17 protein-coding genes are annotated in these 21,442 nt (G+C 66.4%); 2 read left to right on the top strand and 15 right to left on the bottom strand.

Annotated elements, in window-relative coordinates; translation table 11 throughout:
* Window positions 1–17: 17 nt before the first annotated feature.
* Together ACZ46K_RS16985 and ACZ46K_RS16980 are read right to left on the bottom strand one after the other, a co-directional pair.
* Window positions 18–515, bottom strand: a complete 498-nt coding sequence (locus ACZ46K_RS16985; protein ID WP_464743753.1) for a WKL family lipoprotein — start codon at window positions 513–515, stop codon at window positions 18–20.
* Window positions 516–656: 141 nt separating this feature from the next.
* Window positions 657–1,994: a DNA polymerase IV gene (locus tag ACZ46K_RS16980; RefSeq protein ID WP_464743751.1), complete on the bottom strand. Its 1,338-nt coding sequence runs from the start codon at window positions 1,992–1,994 to the stop codon at window positions 657–659.
* A 141-nt stretch (window positions 1,995–2,135) separates the two neighbouring features.
* On the opposite strand from ACZ46K_RS16980, the gene ACZ46K_RS16975 reads away from it, so the two are divergent.
* Window positions 2,136–3,122 (top strand): ATP-binding cassette domain-containing protein, encoded by a 987-nt coding sequence (locus ACZ46K_RS16975; RefSeq protein WP_464743749.1) that lies wholly within the window; start codon window positions 2,136–2,138, stop codon window positions 3,120–3,122.
* Window positions 3,119–3,949: an ABC transporter permease gene (locus ACZ46K_RS16970; protein ID WP_054806341.1), complete on the top strand. Its 831-nt coding sequence runs from the start codon at window positions 3,119–3,121 to the stop codon at window positions 3,947–3,949. Before ACZ46K_RS16975 ends, ACZ46K_RS16970 begins: the two co-directional genes overlap by 4 nt.
* A 47-nt stretch (window positions 3,950–3,996) precedes the next feature.
* Here ACZ46K_RS16970 and ACZ46K_RS16965 read toward each other — a convergent pair whose 3' ends face one another.
* The 13 genes from ACZ46K_RS16965 to ftsW all read right to left on the bottom strand — a co-directional run bounded on the left by ACZ46K_RS16965 (window position 3,997) and on the right by ftsW (window position 21,397).
* Entirely contained in the window at window positions 3,997–7,308 is a 3,312-nt protein-coding gene (locus ACZ46K_RS16965) for an AfsR/SARP family transcriptional regulator (RefSeq protein ID WP_464743746.1), read from the bottom strand.
* A 377-nt stretch (window positions 7,309–7,685) separates the two neighbouring features.
* Window positions 7,686–10,832 (bottom strand): isoleucine--tRNA ligase, encoded by a 3,147-nt coding sequence (ileS, locus tag ACZ46K_RS16960; RefSeq protein WP_464743744.1) that lies wholly within the window; start codon window positions 10,830–10,832, stop codon window positions 7,686–7,688.
* Between the two features lie 314 nt (window positions 10,833–11,146).
* Window positions 11,147–11,389: a hypothetical protein gene (locus ACZ46K_RS16955; RefSeq protein WP_054806340.1), complete on the bottom strand. Its 243-nt coding sequence runs from the start codon at window positions 11,387–11,389 to the stop codon at window positions 11,147–11,149.
* A 43-nt stretch (window positions 11,390–11,432) separates the two neighbouring features.
* Window positions 11,433–12,287, bottom strand: a complete 855-nt coding sequence (gene wag31 / locus ACZ46K_RS16950; RefSeq protein WP_464743742.1) for a DivIVA-like cell division protein Wag31 — start codon at window positions 12,285–12,287, stop codon at window positions 11,433–11,435.
* 153 nt (window positions 12,288–12,440) lie between these two features.
* Complete coding sequence (locus ACZ46K_RS16945; protein WP_132472883.1) at window positions 12,441–12,731, bottom strand: YggT family protein; 291 nt, start codon at window positions 12,729–12,731, stop codon at window positions 12,441–12,443.
* 135 nt (window positions 12,732–12,866) lie between these two features.
* Window positions 12,867–13,523, bottom strand: coding sequence for a cell division protein SepF (locus ACZ46K_RS16940; protein WP_464743740.1), 657 nt, complete (start codon window positions 13,521–13,523; stop codon window positions 12,867–12,869).
* A 31-nt stretch (window positions 13,524–13,554) separates the two neighbouring features.
* On the bottom strand, window positions 13,555–14,292 hold the full coding sequence (locus ACZ46K_RS16935; RefSeq protein ID WP_464743738.1) for a YggS family pyridoxal phosphate-dependent enzyme: 738 nt from the start codon (window positions 14,290–14,292) through the stop codon (window positions 13,555–13,557).
* A complete protein-coding gene (gene pgeF / locus ACZ46K_RS16930) occupies window positions 14,289–15,023 on the bottom strand; it encodes a peptidoglycan editing factor PgeF (protein WP_054811003.1) in 735 nt (244 codons plus the stop codon). Before pgeF ends, ACZ46K_RS16935 begins: the two co-directional genes overlap by 4 nt.
* A complete protein-coding gene (gene ftsZ / locus ACZ46K_RS16925) occupies window positions 15,020–16,258 on the bottom strand; it encodes a cell division protein FtsZ (protein ID WP_464743736.1) in 1,239 nt (412 codons plus the stop codon). Before ftsZ ends, pgeF begins: the two co-directional genes overlap by 4 nt.
* A gap of 186 nt (window positions 16,259–16,444) precedes the next feature.
* Window positions 16,445–17,107, bottom strand: a complete 663-nt coding sequence (locus tag ACZ46K_RS16920) for a cell division protein FtsQ/DivIB (RefSeq protein WP_464749362.1) — start codon at window positions 17,105–17,107, stop codon at window positions 16,445–16,447.
* A gap of 152 nt (window positions 17,108–17,259) precedes the next feature.
* The gene (gene murC, locus ACZ46K_RS16915) at window positions 17,260–18,789 is read right to left on the bottom strand and encodes a UDP-N-acetylmuramate--L-alanine ligase (protein WP_054807805.1); all 1,530 of its coding nucleotides are present in this window, start codon (window positions 18,787–18,789) and stop codon (window positions 17,260–17,262) included.
* Window positions 18,786–19,940, bottom strand: coding sequence for an undecaprenyldiphospho-muramoylpentapeptide beta-N-acetylglucosaminyltransferase (gene murG / locus ACZ46K_RS16910; RefSeq protein ID WP_464743734.1), 1,155 nt, complete (start codon window positions 19,938–19,940; stop codon window positions 18,786–18,788). Before murG ends, murC begins: the two co-directional genes overlap by 4 nt.
* Window positions 19,937–21,397 carry a putative lipid II flippase FtsW gene (ftsW, locus tag ACZ46K_RS16905; RefSeq protein ID WP_464749360.1) on the bottom strand — a complete coding sequence of 487 codons (1,461 nt, stop codon included), beginning with the start codon at window positions 21,395–21,397 and terminating at the stop codon, window positions 19,937–19,939. Before ftsW ends, murG begins: the two co-directional genes overlap by 4 nt.
* Window positions 21,398–21,442: the final 45 nt, after the last annotated feature.

The raw sequence follows: 21,442 nt of genomic DNA, 5'->3' as shown, positions 1-21,442 counted from the left end.
AGTTCGTGCTCAGGGAATTACGGGCACGCAGGCGTCTGCAGAGCCGCCAGCGACACGATCGCGCACGCGTTGTCCTGCGACAGCTTCCAGTAGCCGTCCTCGGCAACGAACATGACGGTGCCCGTGGAGACCTGATCGCCGATGGCGGTCTCGATGCCGGCGGTCGCGGTGCCGTCCTCGTTGTCGTTGATGTCGATGATGGTGACCGTGGCACCGGCCTGCTGTGCGGCTGCCGCAACCTGATCGATCAGGGTCGGGTCGAGCTCCGCACCCTGCACCAGGTTCTGCTTCTCCTCGGCCGGGATGCTTCCGTCGAAGGCCTGGTCGAGCATGGTCTGCAGTTCCTCGACGGTGGGCACCGGCGGGTAATCCGACGCGGCGGCCTCCGACGTCGTGGCTGCCGTCGAGGTTGCCGCGGTCGTCTCGGTCGAGCCTCCGTCGTCCGAGCTGCAGGCAGTCATCGTGAGGGCGGCGGCGAGCGCCACCGTGGCGACGGTGATCTTGCGAAGCTTCAAAATTCTCGTCCTTCTCGTTCTCGAACGAACACGACGTTCGTGCTCGGTCATCCAGCAACGGATGGGTCCACCGCGACAGGCGGGTCGTCCGCAAGAGTACCCGGCGGTAGTGAGAGAACCACAAGGCCGCTGGAACGCGTGTCAGTTCAGACTCGAGAGTGGATCGGCCTGTTCGAGCAGAGGATCCGACTCGTCCAGCGTCCGTGCAGGCCCCGGGCCGGTGGACCTCGTCTCGAACCTCACCGTGACGACACCGTGGCCGGCCCCTTGGACCCAGCCGTGCCCGAAATTCGGGTGCAGGACGTCGGTTCCGGGCCGCCACCGCCGATCCGACATCTGCGCCGGCTCGGATGAACCGTCGTCGACCGGATCAGCTCGCGACGACTCCGGTTCGAGCACATCGAGTTCCGGGAAGAGCGAATCCTGCGCAATGGCCGACAACCCCGCGAAACCGACGCCGACGAGTCTGATAGGCCCGATCTCGAGAGGGTCCAGAGCGAGACGCTGCGCCGCAGCCGTGAGAACCTGCACGTCCTCGGTGGCGTACGGCAACGTCGTCGACCGGGTGAGAATCGACATGTCGGACTTGCGCAATTTGAGGACGATCGTCCGCGCGGCACGTCCGTCCTTGCGTAACCGCTCGTGCGCAGAAGTCGCGCTGGTGATCACTGCGCGACGCAGGTGCGGCAAGGCCACGATGTCGGTCTGATAAGTAGTTTCGGCACTGACCTGTTTGGCCTCGGCGCGTTCGACCACGGGGCGGTCGTCGAGGCCGTTGGCGAGCCGGTGTAGGCCTGGGCCTGTGGTGGTGCCGAGGATGGAGGCGGCCTCGGCGACGGGCAGTGCCGCAAGGTGACCGATGGTGTCTATGCCCAGCTTGCGTAGCCGTTCCTCGGCTACCGGTCCGATGCCCCACAGGCTGCGCACGGGCAGGCCGTGCAGCAGTGTGAGTTCTTCCTCCGGCCGCACGACCAGCAGACCGTCCGGTTTGGCCAGCCCCGACCCGATCTTCGCAATCTGTTTCCCCGAGCCCGCACCGACGGAGGCGACGAGTCCTGTCTTCTCCAGGACTTCCGCTCGCAACTCCGTACAGAATCGGTCGGCTTCCTCTGCGGAGGCACCGGTCAGTTCGGCCGGTTCCGCGAACGCCTCGTCGAGCGAGAGCGTCTCGAGGACAGGTACTCGGGACCGGAGTGTCTCGAACACCGCGATGCTCAGCTCTCGATACACGATGCCGCGCGGCGGAAGAACCACCCCGCCCGCGCCGACCAGCCGTCGTGCGCGGCTCATCGGCATCGCCGACCGCGCACCGTATTTTCGAGCCTCGTAACTCGCACCCGCAACGACCCCACGCGCACCGAGGCCGCCGACCAACACCGGCCGACCCCGAAGGGTCGGCCGGGTGAGCTGCTCGGCGGACGCGAAGAACGCGTCGAGGTCCAGGTGAAGGACCCAGCGCCGGTTCGCGGCGGTGGTCATCATCCCAGGTTAGAGGGACACGCCGACACACTCGCTCCCGGGCGTTCGTACACGCAAGGACGATGCAAGGGTCGCGCAAGGGCCATGCAATCGGGTGCACGAACAGTGGCATCAGCAACCACGATCCGAAGGGCACCACACATGAATCATTCGACTCCCCCTGCCATCGAGGCCGACGGGCTGGTCAAACGCTTCGGCGCATTCACTGCCGTCGACGGCGTCAGCCTCACTGTCCCGACCGGCTCCGTCTACGGGGTGCTCGGCCCCAACGGCGCGGGCAAGACCACGACCATCCGTATGCTCGCCACATTGCTGCGACCGGACGCCGGTAGCGCCCGCGTTTTCGGCCACGACGTCGTCGCGGAACCGACGGCTGTACGTTCACTGGTCGGCGTCACCGGGCAGTACGCGTCGGTCGACGAGGATTTGACCGCGACCGAGAACCTGATGATCTTCGCGCGCCTGCTGGGTTTGAGCCGCACGGACTCCCGGCGGAAGACCCGAGAGCTGCTCGAGGAGTTCGCGCTCGAGGACGCCGCGAGCAAATCACTGAAGTACTTCTCCGGCGGTATGCGCCGTCGCCTCGACCTGGCCGCCAGCCTCATCTCGCAGCCGCCGCTGCTGTTCCTCGACGAGCCGACCACCGGGCTCGACCCGCGTACCCGCGCTCAGATGTGGGACACGATCCGCCGGCTCGTCGCCGAAGGTTCCACGGTGCTCCTGACCACGCAGTACCTGGACGAGGCAGACCAGCTCGCCGATCGGATCGCGGTGATCGATCACGGCCGCGTGATCGCCGACGGCACCGCCGACGAGTTGAAGGCGTCGGTCGGAATTTCGTCGCTGCACCTGTCCCTGGTCGACCGCGCAGACGTCGAAGCGACCCGCTCGCTCCTCGCCGAAGCACTGGGGGTCGAGGTCGCCGTCAGCCCCGAGGCCGCCCGGCTCACCGCGCCACTGACCGACACCTCGATCACCCCCGAGTTGCTGATCCGTTTGCGCGACAACGGCATCGTCGTCGACGAGATCACGGTAAGCAAACCCAGTCTGGACGAAGTGTTCCTGACCATCACCGGGCACGGCGCCGATCCGGTGGCCACCTCAGAGAACGAATCGAGCGCAGCATGACCACGACTCTTGCCACCGAACGACCCGGCATCACACCCCGTCCGCTCCCCACCGCGCGCCACGTCGGACTGCGCGACACCGTGACCCAGTCCTTGACGATGGGTTATCGCGGACTCGTCAAGGTCAAGCACAATCCCGAGCAGCTGTTCGACGTCGTGATCCAGCCGGTCATCTTCACGCTGATGTTCACCTACATCTTCGGTGGAGCCATTGCCGGCGACGTCGCGTCATATCTTCCGATCATCATTCCGGGCATCCTGGTCCAGACCGTGATCACCGCGTCGGTCGTGACCGGCACCCAACTGCGCGAAGACATGGACAAGGGAGTCTTCGACCGCTTCAAATCCCTTCCCATCGCGCGGATCTCGCCCCTGGCGGGCGCCCTGCTCTCGGACATAGTCCGGTACGCGATTGCAACGACGATCACCTTCGCCATGGGGTACGCGATGGGATTCCGACCGGAAGGGGGCATCATCGGTGTCGTGGCCGCCGGCCTTCTGGTCGTCGTGTGCGCCTTTTCGATCAGCTGGATCTTCGCGCTGATGGGTGTGCTGATGAACAAGGCGTCGGCTGTGCAAGGCATCTCGATGCTCGTGCTGTTCCCGCTGACATTCATGTCCAACGCATTCGTACCCGCCGACACGATGCCGGGCTGGATGCAGACATTCGTGAGCATCAACCCGGTCTCACACCTGGTGACGGCCGTCCGAGATCTGGTGAACAACGGTCAGGTCGGGATGCCCCTGGTGTGGTCGCTGGTCGGTGCCGCGATCATCGTGGCGGTGTTCGCACCACTGGCAGTACGCGCGTACATGCGCAAGGCGTGATGCCGGCCAACCTCCCGCGGGTAGTGCAGGACCCCGGTGGTCCTGCACTACCCGCGGTCACCGAGCGCCTCGAGGATCAACGGTCGTGCGTGATGACGGGGCAGTCCCGCAACCGCGGCGAGTGCCTCTTCGACGCGCACGGCGCCGAGCGTGACACGGGCCCGGTCCAGATGCCGCGACACCTTCATCGACGGAAAGTCCTGCCGCGGAATTGCTCTCGTGGACAACGCCAGCAATCGCAATCCACTCTCGGATCCGGTCGCGACATCGAAACTGCCGAGCGCGCACGCCACTGCCCCGATCTGGGGGAGGTCGCGGTGACCCTCCTGACCGAGGTCTTCCCTCATCCTCGTTCCGAGCCAGTCGACGACGTCCCGTGCTTCGGCTGCGCGACCGGCGAGCACATGAGCGCCGATGGTCGCCGACACGACCAGCGTCCCGAATGGGTCGGGAACGTCGTCGATGGCTGTGTCCGGCCATCCCATCAGCGCGAGCGCGGACCGGTAGCCACACAGTCCGGCGTCGATGTCACCGGATGCCAGGTCCACCTCGGCGCGACTCGCGGAGAGTGCTGCCGTTCCCTGATTCCGATCATGCACGGTTGTGTCGTCGGGGTCGCCGACCTGATCCAGCTCGCGGCGCGCCTCGTCGACGCGACCCAGACCGACCAGCGCAGCAGCAATATAGCTGTGCAGGGCCGCAGACTCGTCGTACGCGTGCAGTTCCCGCAACTGTTCGGCACCGTCACGGTAGTAGGCCACCGCCTCCTCGTAACGGCCCGACTGCGCAGCGATGCTGCCGAGGTGCTGGTTCACCATCGACACCGTCCACTCCTCCCCCGCCGCCAGGGCGAGCTCGAGCGCCGCCCGCCCGTCGATTCCGGAGCCGTACAGGTCTCCGTTGTTCTCCCTCAGGTTGGCCCGCACTATCAGTGCAGCGCCACGTGACGCCCGATCGGGATGTCGCACCGCGACGGCCAGCGCACGCGCGACCCCCCGCCCGGACACCGGAAGCACCAGCAGCGCGGTGGCGGTGCCGATCATGGGATCGAGATCGTCTCGGGTCCGGACGATTTCGCGGAGCCGGATTCGGGTGAAGGCAAGCTCGCGGCTGATGCCGCTGAACGACAGGACAGTGGCGACGAGCAGGTAACTCAATGCGAGGAGGTTTCCCGGTACTGCACGGGCTCTCGCGTCCCGGGGATCGAGGTCGAGGATTCGGGGAGACCAGGCGAGCACCTCCGAGTGCGTGCCGCGCAACGTCCAGAGCATGCCGAGGACCGGGAACACCGTCAGCGCCACCCGGTCCTGCCCGCCACTGAGCGCCTGTCTCAACACGGCGAGCAGGTTGTCGTGCTCGGTATCGACCTCGCGCGAGACGGCAGTCTGGTCGCCGTCGAGGAACCTGCGCACGGCACCGCGGCAGAACTGTTCCGCCCAGTCGAACGTCCGGTCGAGGACGACAACCTCTTCGTCGCCGCGGGCCAGCTGTTCCTCTCCGAACTCGCGGACGGTTTCGAGCATGAGATACCGCAGACCTGCTCGTTCCTCGACGACGGTGAGCATCGACTGGGCTACCAGCCCCTCGACCGCGAATGCCGCATCGGCGACCTCACCCCACTGCGCGACGGTGACGGCGGCATCGAGTGTGAAGCCGGCCGGGAACCTGCACAACCGGCGCAGCGCCGCCCGCTGGTCGGGTTCGAGGAGATTCCAGCTCCACTCGATGACCGCATACAGGGTGCGGTGTCGGTGGGGCGAGGTGCGGTCCCCCGAGCGCAGCAGTGTGAACCGGTCGGTGAGCCGGGCATTGATGTCCTCGACCGTCATGGTGCGCACCCTCGCGGCGGCCAGTTCGATCGCGAGCGGAAGACCGTCGAGAGTGCGGCAGAGCCGTGCCACTTCCGCGGGATCCAGCCGCACCGACGGGCGCACGGCCTTCGCGCGGATACTGAACAGTTCCGTTGCCGGTGACCCGCTCTCCGCGATGTCCAGCGGAGACAGCGGGTATACGGCCTCGGCGGTGATCGCCATCGGAGCGCGACTCGTGGCGAGCACTGTCAGCTGCCCACTGGCTGCGACCAGGTCCGCAACGACCTCGGCAACGTCGTCGATCAGGTGTTCGCAGTTGTCGACGATCAGCAGCGACGGACGTGACGAGAGTGCCTCTCGCAACCTGTCACGCGCGTCGTGTACCCGTGCTCTGGTCAACACCGTCCCGGGAGTCAGCTCGACCTCACCGATCCCGAGGACGGAGCTGATCGCGGCGACCACGTCGGCGCCGCTGCGCAACGGAGCAAGCTCGACCAGCGCAACCGGGATTTCTCGTGCCGCCCGAAGTCCGATCTCGTGCGCGAGACGGGTTTTTCCGGTGCCACCCGGACCGAGCACGGTGACCACGCGCGCATCTGTCATCAGGCGCTCGACTTCGGCCAGATCTGCCTCGCGCCCGAGCAGAGCATTGGGCGCTGCGCGCAGTCCGGCGGAACGCGGACTCGTCGCTGCCGCACCATGTTCCGGTTCGAGCGCGCGATGCGTCCGCGCGGGTGTTTCCGCATCGACCGCCGGTGCCGAGGCGAACCTCGGTGACTCCCCCTTCAGGATCGCCGTATTGAGATCGACCAACCGGGGGGAGGGATCGGCACCGAGCCGGTCGGCAAGTCTGGTGCGGAGTCCGGCAAACACCTCGAGGGCTTCGCTATCGAGCCCGAGGCCAGAAAGCACCAGCATCAACTGGCCGTGGACCTGTTCGTCGACGGGCGCCCGCACAGCGGCCGCACGAGCCAGCGGCAACGCCTGCTCCAGCTCGCCCATCGCAACTGTCGCGGCGAGTTCCACTGCATCGAGAGCTGCGGCGCGGGCGGTGGCCTCATCGGCGATCTCGCGTGCGAGGTCACCTATCGCCAGATCCGCACCCGGCTCGCCGCGCCACAGGGCCCGCGCCATCCGCGCGGTGGCCACGGCACCGGAGAGATCTCCGTCCGCACGCTGTTGCTGCGCGCGTTGCTCGCACACCCGCACCAATGTCAGATCCACCTGCATCCGGTCGAGGACGAGTCGATACCCGGCGGGGCCCTTCTCGAGCACACCCTCGGGTAGCGCCGCACGGAGCCGGGAGATCTGGGTGTGCAACGCGTTCGTCGGCGAGCGCGGCGGCTCGTCGCCCCACACTTCTTCGATCAACGACTGGGAACTGCACGCGCGACCGGGCCTACGTGCCAGCGCCGCGAGGAGACTGCGGGCACGCAGGCCCGGCAGTGGGATCAGGTCGCCGCCACGTCGCGTAGCCACCTCACCGAGCAGGGCCACCTCGACACCGGTGGCTGTAGCCATGACGAGGTCGTTCGAATCGCTGTGCACTGTCGCCAATGCTAGCGACCGCCACCGACGGAAGACATCTCACGGCCGGCTCCAGAACTCCTGGATCATCGTGGTGAGTAGATCGGGGTCGAGCAGCAGCGGGGAGATGCGGCCGGTACCACGCACTGCCGCTGCTCGCGCATCATCGAATCCATCGCATGCAGCATCGAGGCACGGTGAGCGGTACGGAAGGAGTCCACCATCGCCTGCGCACGGGCTGGATGTGCCGCGACGTCGGAGCTGGTCAACGACCTCGAACAGCGGTGGTCCGCGATCGCAGGACCGGAGCTGAAACAGCAGTATCCCCGGAAGGCACAGGGCCTCCCGGGGATACCGGGTCGATCAGCGACCGGGATCTTCGCTTGTCTCCGCGTAAATCACGCCTTGGTGATGGACACGCGCACACCCTCGCCGAGTTCGATCGGATCGTTCTCCGCCGCGGTGAGTTCGAACGTCGTTGCGAGGACCTCGCCGGCGATAAGATCGCGGTGGCGGGCAGCCCAATCAGCGCGCTCCGCCGGAGCCTCGAACCGCACGGAGATCCGGTCCGACACGTCGAGCCCGAGGTTGCGTCGCGCGTCCTGCAGTTCGCGGATGCGGTCCTTCGCCCAACCCTCGGCCTCGAGTTCCTCGGTGACCGTCGAATCGAGAACCACGAGTCCGGCACCGCCGGGCAAGGCAGCAGTCGACTCCGGCTCGGCGGCAACGAGGCGTGTGGTGAACTCCTCCGGAAGGAGTTCGATGCCCGCAGCGGTGACGGTACCGTCCGCGTTCTCGCTCCAGTCGCCGGACTTGACCGCCTTGATCACCTTCTGGACGTCCTTGCCGAGCCTCGGACCTGCCGCGCGAGCATTGACGACGACCTCGAAGCGTCCGTGTGACTCGACGTCATCGGTCAGAACGACCTCCTTGACGTTGACCTCGTCCTTCAGCAGATCGACGAACGACTCCAACGCGGCGGAACCGGGGGTGGCCACGGTGACCTGCGGCAAGGGCAGACGCACTCGCAGTTGCTGGGCCTTACGCAGCGACAGCACGGTCGAACACACGGACCGCACGTTGTCCATCGCCGACACCAGTTCGGGATCGGCCGGCAGTTCGGTGGCCGTCGGCCAGTCGGCCAGATGCACGGAGCGACCACCGGTCAGGCCACGCCAGATCACCTCGGTCGCCAATGGCAACAGGGGGGCCGCAAGTCTTGTGACCACCTCGAGCACCGTGTGCAGGGTGTCGATCGCATCGGGGTCCTCATCCCAGAACCGCGACCGAGACCGACGCACGTACCAGTTGGTCAGCGCGTCACAGAAGGTCCGGACCTCGTCGCAGGCACCCGCGATGTCGATCACATCGAGTGCCTCGGTGACGGTGTCGCGGGTCTCGGCGAGCTTGGCCAGGATGTACCGATCGAGCACATTGGACGAGTCGGTGCGCCACGTGCCTGCTTTCGGCGCATAGAGCTGCAGGAAGCTCCACGCGTTCCACAGCGGCAGCAGGGCCTGCCGCACACCCTCGCGGATGCCCTGCTCCGTCACGACGAGGTTGCCGCCGCGCAGGATCGGCGACGACATGAGGAACCAGCGCATCGCATCGGAGCCATCGCGCGCGAACACCTCGTTGACATCCGGATAGTTGCCCTTGGACTTGCTCATCTTGAGCCCGTCCTCACCGAGGACGATGCCGTGCGCCGCGACGCACTTGAACGCCGGTCGATCGAAGAGCGCCGTCGCCAGGACATGCAGGGTGTAGAACCATCCGCGGGTCTGCCCGTTGTACTCGACGATGAAATCACCCGGGTAATGGGAATCGAACCACTCGGTGTTCTCGAACGGGTAATGCACCTGCGCGAACGGCATCGAACCCGACTCGAACCAGCAGTCGAGGACCTCCGGCACGCGACGCATCGTCGACTTCCCGGTCGGATCGTCCGGGTTGGGTCGGGTCAGCTGATCGATCATCGGCCGGTGCAGATCATTCGGGCGCACGCCGAAATCGCGCTCCAGCTCGTCGAGGGAACCGTAGACGTCGAGCCGGGGATACTCGGGGTCGTCGGACACCCACGCGGGGATCGGACTGCCCCAGTAGCGGTTCCGGCTGATGTTCCAGTCACGGGCACCCTCGAGCCACTTACCGAACTGGCCGTCGCGGATGTGCTCGGGAACCCAGGTGATCTCCTGGTTCAGTTCGACCATGCGGTCGCGGAACCGAGTGACAGCCACGAACCATGACGGCACGGCCATGTAGATCAGCGGCTGACCTGAACGCCACGAGTGCGGATAGGAATGCTCGATCGTCTCGTGCCGCAAGAGTTTTCCGGCAGCCTTGAGGTCCTTGATGATGACGGGGTTCGCGTCGAAGACCTGCATGCCCTCGTAGGGCGGCACCATCGAGGTGAACTTGCCGCCGGGATCGAGCGGCTGCACCAGTTCGATGCCGTTGCGCTGACAGTACTCCATGTCCTCTTCACCGAACGCCGGTGCGAGGTGGACGATTCCGGTTCCGGACTCGGTGGTCACGTAGTCGGCGGCGATCACCTGGTGGGCGTTCTCACGGCCCACGAAGAAGTCGAAGGGTGGCTCGTATGCGAGGCCCACGAGATCGGAACCGGCATACTCGGCCAGCACCTCGGGCTGGTCGCCCAGCTCGCGGGCGTAGTGACCGAGCCGGTCCTTCGCCAGCAGGTAGGTCTTCGCCTGATCGTCCTCACCCGCGCGGACCGAGACATAGGTGACCGCAGGGTGCACCGCGATCGCGAGATTCGACGGCAAGGTCCACGGAGTCGTCGTCCAGATCAGGGCGTTGGCCCCGTCCAGTTCGGTTCCCGGCGCACGCAGCACCATGTCGACGGTGACCGCCGGGTCCTGCCGCATCTTGTACGCGTCGTCGAGCCGGGTCTCCTGGTTCGACAGCGGCGTCTGCTCGTACCAGCTGTAGGGCAGCACGCGGAAACCCTGATAGATCAGGCCCTTGTCGTACAGCGATTTGAACGCCCACATGACCGACTCCATGAAGTCCAGGTCGAGCGTCTTGTAGTCGTTGTCGAAGTCCACCCAGCGGGCCTGGCGGGTGACGTAGTCACGCCACTCACCGGTGTACCGCAGCACCGACTGCTTGCAGTACGCATTGAACTCGGCAAGTCCCATGGTGTCGATCTCGGACTTGTCCTTGATGCCGAGCTGCTTCTCGGCTTCGAGTTCGGCAGGCAGCCCATGGGTGTCCCACCCGAATCGACGGTCGACCTTCTTGCCGCACATCGTCTGGAATCGCGGAACCACGTCCTTGACATAGCCGGTGAGCAGATGTCCGTAATGCGGAAGGCCGTTGGCGAACGGGGGGCCGTCGTAGAAGACGAACTCCTCGGCGCCCTCACGATTGGCGATGGAGGCCTTGAAAGTGTCGTCCTCGTCCCAGCGCGCGAGCACGCGTTCCTCGAGATCCGGGAAGTCGACACCGGCATCCTTGGCCACACCGTAGTCGACCTTCGGATACCCGCCGGTCGCTGCAGTGGAATTCTCGTTCTCGGTCACCGCGTGGCTCCTCCGTGCCTCAACTCCTCGGCACGGGGACGATCACTGCGCATTCTGCGCGGTCACCGCGGTACCACCCCGCTTGCACGCCACGGAAGCCTCCGCGGGTGCCTCTTCATTCGGGCTGTCACGGGCCCTACCCGTTCGGTTCTACTGAGCGCCTTGCGAGTGCATCCGCATTCGCTCGGCACCGTTCTTCCGAAGGCTCCCCGGTGATAGCCGGATCGACACCATCCCGCACGCGCGGGAAACAGCACTACAGGTACTGACCTCTACCGAACAGTACTCGTGATGACCATTGTAGGCAGTGCTGGTCATTCTCGTGAATCGTGCTGCTCGTCGCCTCGCATGTGCCGCGCACTCGGCGTGGCGCGCCGACGGGTGCGTTGCTCCGGAGGCGCCGAATCCCGGGACGTGAGCGAACTCGCGAGGAGGATCACTCCGCCGACGACGCACACTGCGATACAACCCCAGGCCCACGCGATGGATCCGGTCATCAAGGCAATGACGAGAAGACCGAATCCGATCGCTGCGAGTACCAACGTCACGACGAGCACGACACCTCCTCAACCGAGGTGCGGACCAGGCCCGGGGCCTCGCTCAGCTGTTGCCTTTGGCAAAGGACGACGAACCGAACGACGACGAGTTGGACTGGTTGAACGCATCCGCACCGCTGTCCACCGGCACCGCGGAACCGCGCTGCTCGAGCTCCTCCAGCTGCGATTCGAGGTACGACTTCAGGCGCACGCGGTATTCACGCTCGAACGTCTTGAGGCGTTCGATCCGATCTTCGAGAACGGAGCGCTGCTGATTGATCGTCGCCATGATCTCGGTGTGTTTCTTCTCGGCGTCCGCCTGAAGACCGTCGGCCTTCTCCTTGGCCTGACGGAGCTGCGTCTCGGACCGTGTACGTGCGTCGGAGAGCATCGCGTCGGACTTCTGGCGGGCATCGGCGATCATGGCCTCGCTGCGCGTACGAGCATCCGAGACGAGCTGCTCGGAGTTCGTGCGAGCGTTGCGCACCAACTCCTCGGCTTCGGTCTTGGCATCGCCGGTGAGACGATCGGCCATCTCCTGCGCAAGGCCGAGCACCTTCGCCGCCTGCATGCTCGCATCGCCACTGGTCGGCGCAGCCGCCGCAACCGGAGCGGGCGTGGGCGCCGGGGCAGGTGCCGGAGTGGGCTCCGGCTTGGGGGCCTCGACGACCCTCGCCGGTTCCGCCTTCGCCGGCGACAATGCCGGCGCGGCTGAGCGCGGCGCCTTCTTCGCTTCGGCAAGCTCCTGGTCGAGTTCCGCGACGCGCTGGCGCAGGTCGGCGTTCTCCTCGATCAGGGACGTCAACTCTTGCTCGACGAGATCGAGAAATGCATCGACCTCGTCCTCGTTGTATCCGCGCTTCCCGATCGGAGGCTTGCTGAACGCGACATTGTGCACATCAGCTGGTGTCAGCGGCATGGAAGGATCCCTTCACGCGTCAAATAAGCGGTCAAGCAGGCGTTCCGTAGTTCAGACAGTGCGTCACGCGTATTAGAACCCACTGTATATCGCATTCCATTCTGGCACATCGGAGCGTACGAAGGCCCCGCGACAGCGCCGCGGCGGCGCATCTCAGATCCCCCCGCTACGCGGGATGAACGCCATCAGGAAGTACACGATGAAGAGCAAGACCATGATGGACAGATCGAGCCGGATCCCACCCAGATTGAGCGGGGGTATGAGGCGCCTGAGCAGCTTCACCGGCGGGTCGGTGACCGTGAAGATCGCTTCCAGGATCACCACGACGAATCCCGTCGGCTTCCAATCCCGCGCGAAGGTTCTGATGAACTCGACAATGATTCGTCCGATCAGCAGAAGCCAGAAGATGAACAGCAGGAAGTACAGCACATCGAATACGGCCACCCGCCCACTCTGCCCGACGAACCCGAACCCTTCCAAACCGAAACGCCCGGCCTGCAGTTATCTGCATCACGCCGGGCGTTCGGTATGCGTTCGAGGGAGGGTACGAGCACTGCCGGGGGCACGGCACCGCGCCGACTACTGCTGACTGTAGAAACCGGTCTCGGCGATACGACGGCGCTCTTCCGCGGACACATCGATATCGGCAGGCGACAGCAGGAAGACCTTCGTCGCAACCTTGTCGAACGACCCACGCAAGGCGAAGGCCAATCCGGCTGCGAAATCGACCAGCCGCTTCGCATCGGCATTGCTCATCTCGACGAGATCCATGATCACCGGGGTCCCGTCGCGGAACCGCTCACCGATCGTGCGCGCCTCGCCATAATCGCGTGGACGCAGCGTCGTGATCTTCGACAACGGACCTCCTTCATCGAACAGCGCGCCGCGCCGTGCTTCGGTCCGCTCGAGACGCGACTCCGCGGCCATCGTAGACCGTGCAGGAGAACGCGCCGGAGCCGCCGCCGGACGCGGGGCGCGGGCAGTGATCGGCTCGACCCTGGCACTGCGCGCCGGCGGGTCGTACCGATCGAAGTCGTCATCCGCGAAATCCCGCTCGGGCTCGTCGCGACGCGGAGCGGAGTACTCTTCTCGTCGCGGCGCTGAATATGCACCGTACGGCTGCTCACCGTAGTCGCGCTCGCGACGTGCGCTTGCCGGGTCGTCGAGGTAGTCGTCCTCGTAGTCCTCGAGCGGGACCATTCCGAAGTAGGCCTTGAACTTGTGGAGCGTGCTCATAGATCGCCCTTCCCTCGCGCGGCGGTTGGATTCAGGCTAACGGTCTCGAACCCAACACTCCCGTTCCGACACGCACGCATGTCGATCCGTGGCGCACGGCATGTTCGAGATCACCCGACATCCCGGCGGACAGTTCGCGTGCCTCGGGGTGTCGCTGCCGCAGCCGCTCCCCCAGTCGCGCGAGCGTCTCGAACGATGCATCCACGTCCGCGCCGAGCGGTGGCACTCCCATCACACCTGCCAGCTCCAGGCCATCGGCCGCAGCCACCGCATCCGCGAGGGCATCGAGACCGTCGGCGGGGACGCCACCGCGTTTCGGGTCGCCGTCCAGACTGACCTGCAGTAGCACTCGCAACGATGCCGTCCGGTCACCGGCGTCGAGCGCCGCCGACGCGCCCGTCGCGAGCGCTCCCGCAAGCCGTACGCTGTCGACCGAATGCACCGCATGTGCCCATCGCGCAACGGCACGGGCCTTGTTCCGTTGCAGGCGCCCGATCATGTGCCACTGCACGGTCGGGTCGGGCACCTCCGCCCGGAACTCCTCGATCTTGGCGTGTGCCTCCTGCTCACGCGATTCTCCGAATGCGCGGCACCCCAGCTCGTACAGCAGGACTGCGTCCGACGCCGGAAAATACTTGGTGACGGTCAGTAGCCCGACATCGGACGGCTCACGTCCGCAGGCGCGTGCCGCATCGTCCAACCGGCGTCGAACCGAGTCGAGCCCGCGAGCGAGCTCATCGCGCCGGGCCTGTCGCGCTGCCGCGCTCACTGCGGATTTTCCTCGAGCCAGACGACGGAGGCCGATCTCCCGGTCGGTGCACTTCGGCGGTGACTGAACAGGGTCGGGTCCTCGATGGTGCATCGCGGATCCTCGGCCACTGCCGCGACGCCGTGTTCGATCAACTGCCTGCGCAGGCCGGCGCGAAGGTCCAGCCCGGGCGTGCCTTTGGCAGTACGCGTTGCACTGCCCGGAAGATGCGCTTCCACGTCGTCACGCATCGCAGCGGGTACCTCGTACCGGCGGCCGCTCGCTGCGGGACCCAGGAATGCCCCGATCCGGTCCGCGCGTGCACCGAGTTCGATCATCGCCTCGAGAACGCGCGGGATGATACCGATGCGCGCGCCGATGCGTCCCGCGTGCGCTGCGGCCACGACACCGGCTTCCTCGTCGGAGAGCAGCACTGACACACAGTCGGCGCTGAGGGTGACGAGCGCAAGTCCGGTCGCCGTGGTCACCAGCGCATCGGTCGCGGGAACCGGCTCCGTGACCGGGCCGTCCACCACGGTGACGTTGCGGCTGTGGATCTGTTCCATCCACACGAACCGTTCGGGGGGCAATCCGATGACCGCAGCCAGACGCTGCCGATTGGCTGCGACCGCTGCAGGATCGTCCCCCACGTGGTCACCGAGGTTGAAGGAGTCGTACGGAGCGACCGAGACCCCGCCGGTTCGTGTGGTCACGACCCGGCGGGCACGTACCCCGGGATGAGGCGCCGTCAACGCCGCATGAAGATCGGCACGTCCACGTCGTCGTCGCCCTCGTCGTCGACGTCGCCGTCGACCGAGCGCGCAGACCCTCCGCCGGCCGGAGGAAGACCGCCCGACGCCGGAACCGGCTCACGGACCGGCGCTTCGTCGGCGCCGTCACGATCAGGTCGGCCGAGCTCACCCGCGCGACCCGCGCCGATGGCGCCGGATCGCGAACCCTGCTGCGGGTTCTGCTGGCCCTGCTGCGACTGCTGGCCCTGCTGCTGACCGGGGCCTGCTTCCACGGGGCGCCGAGCCGGGGTACCTCCGTCGAAGCCCGCAGCGATCACCGTGACACGCACCTCATCGCCGAGCGAGTCGTCGATGACGGTGCCGAAGATGATGTTGGCATCGATGTGCGCAGCCTCTTGCACCAACGACGCTGCTTCGTTGATCTCGAACAGCCCGAGGTCGGAGCCACCGGCGATCGACAGCAGCACGCCGCGCGCACCTTCCATCGACGCCTCGAGAAGCGGCGAGTTGATCGCGGCTTCCGCAGCCTTGATCGCGCGTCCTTCACCCCGCGACGAACCGATGCCCATGAGCGCACTGCCCGCGCCGGACATGACGCCCTTGACGTCGGCGAAGTCGACGTTGATCAGACCGGGGGTGGTGATGAGGTCGGTGATGCCCTGAACACCGTTGAGGAGGACCTCGTCGGCGGACCGGAATGCATCCATGAGGCTCACCGCGGCGTCGCCGAGCTGGAGCAGCCGGTCGTTGGGGATCACGATCAGCGTGTCGCACGATTCGCGGAGCGACTGGATGCCGGTGTCGGCCTGGCCACCGCGACGCTTGCCCTCGAACGAGAACGGACGCGTCACCACACCGACGGTCAGAGCACCGAGCTTGCGCGCGATGCTCGCGACGACGGGTGCGCCACCGGTGCCGGTGCCACCGCCCTCACCCGCGGTGACGAAGACCATGTCGGCGCCCTTGAGCACCTCTTCGATCTCGTCCTTGTGGTCTTCGGCAGCCTTACGGCCGACTTCGGGGTCGGCACCGGCACCGAGGCCGCGGGTCAATTCACGGCCGACATCGAGCTTGACATCGGCATCGGACATGAGAAGTGCCTGCGCATCGGTGTTGACCGCGATGAACTCGACTCCCTTGAGTCCCTGCTCGATCATGCGGTTGACCGCGTTCACGCCGCCACCGCCGATACCGACGACCTTTATTACGGCGAGGTAGTTGTGCGGGGGCGTCATGGGCTCTCGCCTTCCTGGGATTTCGGGTTCATACTTCGATCGATCTTCTTGGGATACTCGGCAAACCCTCAACCATAGCTTGAAGGTTATGTCAAGTACCCGACTGTTGCGAAACGCTATGGCACTGCAGCCCGAATCCGCCAGCAGACTCGCCGACGACACGCCACCAATTTCACACCGACCACCTCACCGGACCGTCGGAAGGTCCGGACTGGCGACATCGAACTGCTGACCGGGCTGTGTCAAGAGCGGCAGGATCACTGCGGCCTTGCGATCCGAACGATCCACGCCACCCCACACGACCACTCGGCCGTCGACCAGGGTGAGGGAGATATCCGAGTCCGAACCTGCCGCGACCTCCTGCACCTGCACGGCCAGTTCCGGTGGCAGCAGCCCGATGATCTCTACCGCCGCCACCGTCGCGGGGTCGCCGGTGCCCGGAGAGCCTGTGACGAGTCTGGGCGTGAGCAGCGGTGGCGGCTCCACCGCGAAGTCCACACCTTCCGCGTCGACCGAGTGCGTGCCCTCCGGTCCGTCGAAATACACCACGGCGAGACGTTCGACGATGGTCACCCGCACGGTCGACGGGTAGACCCGTTGTACCCGGACCGACGCGGCGCGAGGTAGCGCCGACGCGACACGTTGCGCGGCGGCGGCCGTATCCACCTGCAGCAACGGTGTCCCGTCGGCGATCTCGAGGCTCGAGAGCACATCTTCACGGGTGATGATGTCGTTGCCGGCCACCTCCACCGAGCGCACCGACAACAACGGTGAGGTCCACGCCACCACGATCGCTGCGAGCAGGGCGATCACCACGACTCCACCGATGAGCACCGTGCGGAGACGCACCGAACGGCCCGAGGGGCGGCGCGCCGCATTGCTCGCTCCGGTGGCCTCGTTACGCTCGGATCGCCGGGCACGGCGAGTCGTTGCGCGCTCGCCGCGCGCCGGACGCCCGCGACGCGTCGCTCTACGTTCGGTGGTCTTGGTGGAATCGGGTGTCACGAACCGCTCGACTCCCTTCCGACGCCCGTCGACCGGAAACGGCCGGGCTTGCTGTGCAGGGCATCGAGGATCTGGCGTCCGAGCATCGTGACGTCACCTGCACCCATGGTGATGACGATGTCGCCGGGACGGCTCAGGCGAGCCACCTGGCGCGGTACGAGCGACAGGTCCGGTTGGTAGTGCACCGGCTTCGAGACCGCTTGCGCGACCAGCGCGCCACTCACACCGGGAATCGGTTCTTCGCGGGCCCCGTAGACGTCGAGGACCACCACTTCGTCGGCCAGGTCGAGGGCGGCGCCGAACTCCGTCGCGAACGTTTCGGTGCGTGTATACAGGTGCGGCTGGAACACGACGATCACTCGGGGACGCTCGGTGCCGGACTCCGTATAGCGCAACGGCTCGCCTGCCACGAGTTCCGCGGCCGCCGCGAGGACGGCGCGCACCTCGGTGGGATGGTGTGCGTAGTCGTCGAAGACCCGCACGCCTTGTTCGCGCCCACTGAACTGGAACCGCCGGTGGACACCGCCGAACCCGGCGAGCCCTTCGATCGCCTCGTCCACGGATGCGCCGGACTCGAGTGCTGCCAGCAGGGCTGCGAGGGCGTTGAGGGCCATGTGCCGACCCGGTACCGACAGGCGGACGGTGCGCGGTGCGTCTTCTCCGGCGAGATGGAATTCGGCGACGCCGCCGATGTCCTTCGCCTCCCACGCGAGCAGGCGCACTCCGACCGGGACGCCGCGGACGGTCTCGCCCGTGCCGATGACGTCGGCCGTGCCGTACCCGGCAATTCGGAGATCGGTTCGACCGAGTGCGACGACGCGCTCGGCGAGTGCGGCGGACCCGGCGTCGTCGAGGCAGACGATGAGCAGGCCGCCCGGGACTATCTTGGCGATGAAGTCGTCGAACACTTGGGTGTATGCCTCGGGGGTACCGAAGAAGTCGAGGTGATCGGGTTCGACGTTCGTCACGATCACGACGTTCGGGTCGTACTGCAGCAGCGAACCGTCACTCTCGTCGGCCTCCGCGACGAAGACGTCGCCGCTGCCGTGGTGGGCGTTGGTACCGGATTCGTTGAGTTCGCCGCCGACGGCGAACGATGGATCGAACCCGCAGTGCTGGAGAGTCACTACCAACATCGACGTGGTCGATGTCTTGCCGTGTGTTCCGGAGACCAGGTAGGTGCGGTACTCGTGCATCAGGGCGGCGAGCACTGCTGGTCGCAACAGAACGGGAATGCCCCGCTCACGGGCCGCCACGAGTTCGGGGTTGTCCTTGGGGATCGCGGCGTGGGTCGTGACGACCACGGTCGGTCCGCCGTCGATCAGGTCGAGCGCGTCGGCGTGATGACCGATCCGGACTTGTGCTCCTCGCGCGCGGAGTGCGAGAACTCCTCGGCTCTCCTTCGCATCCGATCCGGACACCTCACCACCACGAGCGAGCAGGATCCGGGCGATGCCCGACATTCCCGCACCGCCGATCCCCACCATGTGCACCCGCTGAAGCTCTGCAGGCAGCTGCACGCTCATTCTCGACTCCTGTTCGGTTCCACGCCGGCGACCTCCAGCACGATTCGGGCCACTTCGGCTGCAGCACTGCGATGCCCGGCGGCCGCCGCGTTCCGTCCCATCTCGGCGAGCCGACCGGGATCACCCAGCAACGGCGTGACGGTGTCGGCCACGAACGCCGGCGTGAGCTCGGCGTCTGCCACGATCATTCCACCACCTGCCGCCACGATCGGTCGGGCGTTGAGTTCCTGCTCGCCGTTACCGTGAGGTAAGGGCACGTACACGGCCGGCAGTCCCACCGCCGAGACCTCCGCCACTGTCATCGCGCCGGAGCGGCAGACCACCGCGTCCGCCGCCGAATAGGCGAGGTCCATTCGTTCGAGATACGGCACAGCCACATAGGGCGCCTTCGCGTGACCGGGATGGGCGGGAACGTCGACGGTGTTCTTCGGTCCGTGCGCGTGCAGGACAGCGACGCCGGCCTCGGCGAGGCCGGCCGCGGCACCGACCACTGCGTCGTTGAGTGACCGTGCACCCTGAGAGCCGCCGAACACCAGCAGCACCGGCACGTCGTCGGGAAGTCCGAAGTGGCGACGTGCCTCGGCGCGCAGCGACGCGCGGTCGAGTTCGGTGATCGAGGAGCGTACCGGGATCCCGACGATGTCGGCCTCGCCTTTCCTCCTGATGCCGGATCCGGGAACGGCGGCGAGCACTCGGGCGGCGCGCAGGGCGCCGATCTTGTTGGCGATTCCGGCGCTGGCGTTCGCTTCGTGGACGACGACGGGAATGCGGCGTCTGCGACGCAGCATTCCGCTTCCTGCCGCGAGGTATGCGGGGAGCGCAACATAACCACCGAAGCCGACGACGACGTCTGCGTCGACTCGGCCGAGCACGTCACGGGTGCGCCGGACGGACTCCACCACTCGCGCAGGGAGCGCGAGGAGGTCGAGCGTGGGTTTGCGGGGCAGCGGCACCGGGGGGATCAGTTCGAGCGCGTACCCGCGGCGCGGCACCAATGTCGTCTCGAGGCCACGTGAGGTCCCGAGCGCCGTCACGACGGCGTCCGGTATCAGTTCACGAATCGCGTCGGCCACCGCGAGAGCCGGTTCGATGTGCCCTGCCGTACCCCCTCCGGCCACCACGACGGACAGTCCTGCCTTGTCCCCACTCACCTACGATTTCCTCGCTCTCCGGTCCTGCCGTTGCTTTCGCGCCTTCGTGTGTTCTGCGAAGTCGCGCGGCCGTTCTTCGTGCGTTCCGATTGGGAGCCACGGGCGCGAGCGCCCCCGGTGTCCCCTGCGCGTGTGCTGTCTGCTGCGCGTCGGCGAGTGGCGGTGGCTGCAGGTGCACGCCGCGTCCGCGTGGCCACTGCGGTTCCATTCGCCCCGGCGTTGCCGCGGCCGCGCGGCGGCTTCGCTCCGCGGATCGACCCACCGCGTGCGTTGCCACGCGCAGGGCGGTAGGCCTCGGGTCTACGGATCTTCATGATCCGGGCCAGTCGCCCGTCCTGGCCGGCGTGCAGCGCTGCGATCGCCTCCGGTTCGTGTCGTGCTGCGTTCGCGATCAGACCGAACATGAGGAGGGTGGTGGCGGTGGAGGTGCCACCGGCCGACACCAGTGGAAGCTGAAGACCGGTCACGGGCAGCAGTCCGACGACGTAGCCGATGTTGATGAAGGCCTGGCCGATGATCCACACGGTGGCGGTGGCGGTGAACAACCGGAGGAACGGATCGACCGAGCGCATCGCGATGCGCAGGCCCACGTAGGCGAAGAGCGCGAACAGGCCGACGACGGCGGCGCCACCGATGAAACCGAGTTCTTCGCCGATGATCGCGAAGATGAAGTCGTTGTGGGCATTCGGTAGGTAGCTCCATTTGGCGCGACTCTGTCCGAGGCCTCGACCCCAGATTCCGCCGTCCGCGAGCGAGAAACGTGCCTGTCGTGCTTGGTAGCCGATGCCTTGCGGGTCGTCGCCCGGGTTGAAGAACGCGCGGACGCGCGCCGAACGGTACCCGGCGGTCAATGCGAGGACGGCGGCGCTTGCGATGGCAGTTCCGACGATTCCGACGAAGATCTTCAGAGGCAGACCTGCGAACCACAGCAGGGCCAGGACGACGATGACGAGTGAGACGGTGGTCCCGAGGTCGGGCTGCAGGACGATGAGAATTGTCACCAGGAGTGCCGCGGGAACGAGCGGCACGATCATCTCTTTGAGGGTGGAGTTCTCCCCTCGCCTCGAGGCCAGCAGGTGTGCACCCCACATCGCGATCGTGATCTTCGCGATCTCCGACGGCTGCAGAGATATTCCTGCGACGACGAACCATCCGCGGGTGCCCTGTGATTCGGTTCCGATACCGGGTATCAGCACGAGTACGAGCAGCAACACCGACACAGCGAACGCCGGGAATGCGAACCGGCGCATCAGGCGCACAGGAATCTGCAAGGCGACATAGAAGGCGACGAAACCGACACAGGCGAACATGATCTGCGACGTGAACATCCGGTACGGCGAGGTCTCCGCCGCTACGGCTTCCACACTCGACGACGAGAGCACCATGACGAGGCCCAGCACCGTGAGCAACACGGCGATGGTCACGACGAGGTGGAACGACGCGAGGGGTCGCGCCATCCACAATCCGATCCGGCCGCGCGCGGTCGGTGGCGGTGAGCTGCC

It is taken from the genome of Rhodococcus sp. JCM 9793, from assembly GCF_055380405.1.
Note: the sequence above shows the minus strand (reverse complement) of the source record. Positions and strands in the feature narration are given on the sequence as shown.

Bases quoted from the DNA above. Each gene is read 5' to 3' on its own strand.
- ACZ46K_RS16980 (WP_464743751.1), bottom strand. From the start codon at position 1,994: ATGACCACCGCCGCGAACCGGCGCTGGGTCCTTCACCTGGACCTCGAC.
- ACZ46K_RS16975 (WP_464743749.1), top strand. From the start codon at position 2,136: ATGAATCATTCGACTCCCCCTGCCATCGAGGCCGACGGGCTGGTCAAA.
- ACZ46K_RS16970 (WP_054806341.1), top strand. From the start codon at position 3,119: ATGACCACGACTCTTGCCACCGAACGACCCGGCATCACACCCCGTCCG.
- wag31 (WP_464743742.1), bottom strand. From the start codon at position 12,287: ATGCCGCTGACACCAGCTGATGTGCACAATGTCGCGTTCAGCAAGCCT.
- ACZ46K_RS16940 (WP_464743740.1), bottom strand. From the start codon at position 13,523: ATGAGCACGCTCCACAAGTTCAAGGCCTACTTCGGAATGGTCCCGCTC.
- ftsZ (WP_464743736.1), bottom strand. From the start codon at position 16,258: ATGACGCCCCCGCACAACTACCTCGCCGTAATAAAGGTCGTCGGTATC.
- murC (WP_054807805.1), bottom strand. From the start codon at position 18,789: ATGAGCGTGCAGCTGCCTGCAGAGCTTCAGCGGGTGCACATGGTGGGG.
- ftsW (WP_464749360.1), bottom strand. From the start codon at position 21,397: ATGGCGCGACCCCTCGCGTCGTTCCACCTCGTCGTGACCATCGCCGTG.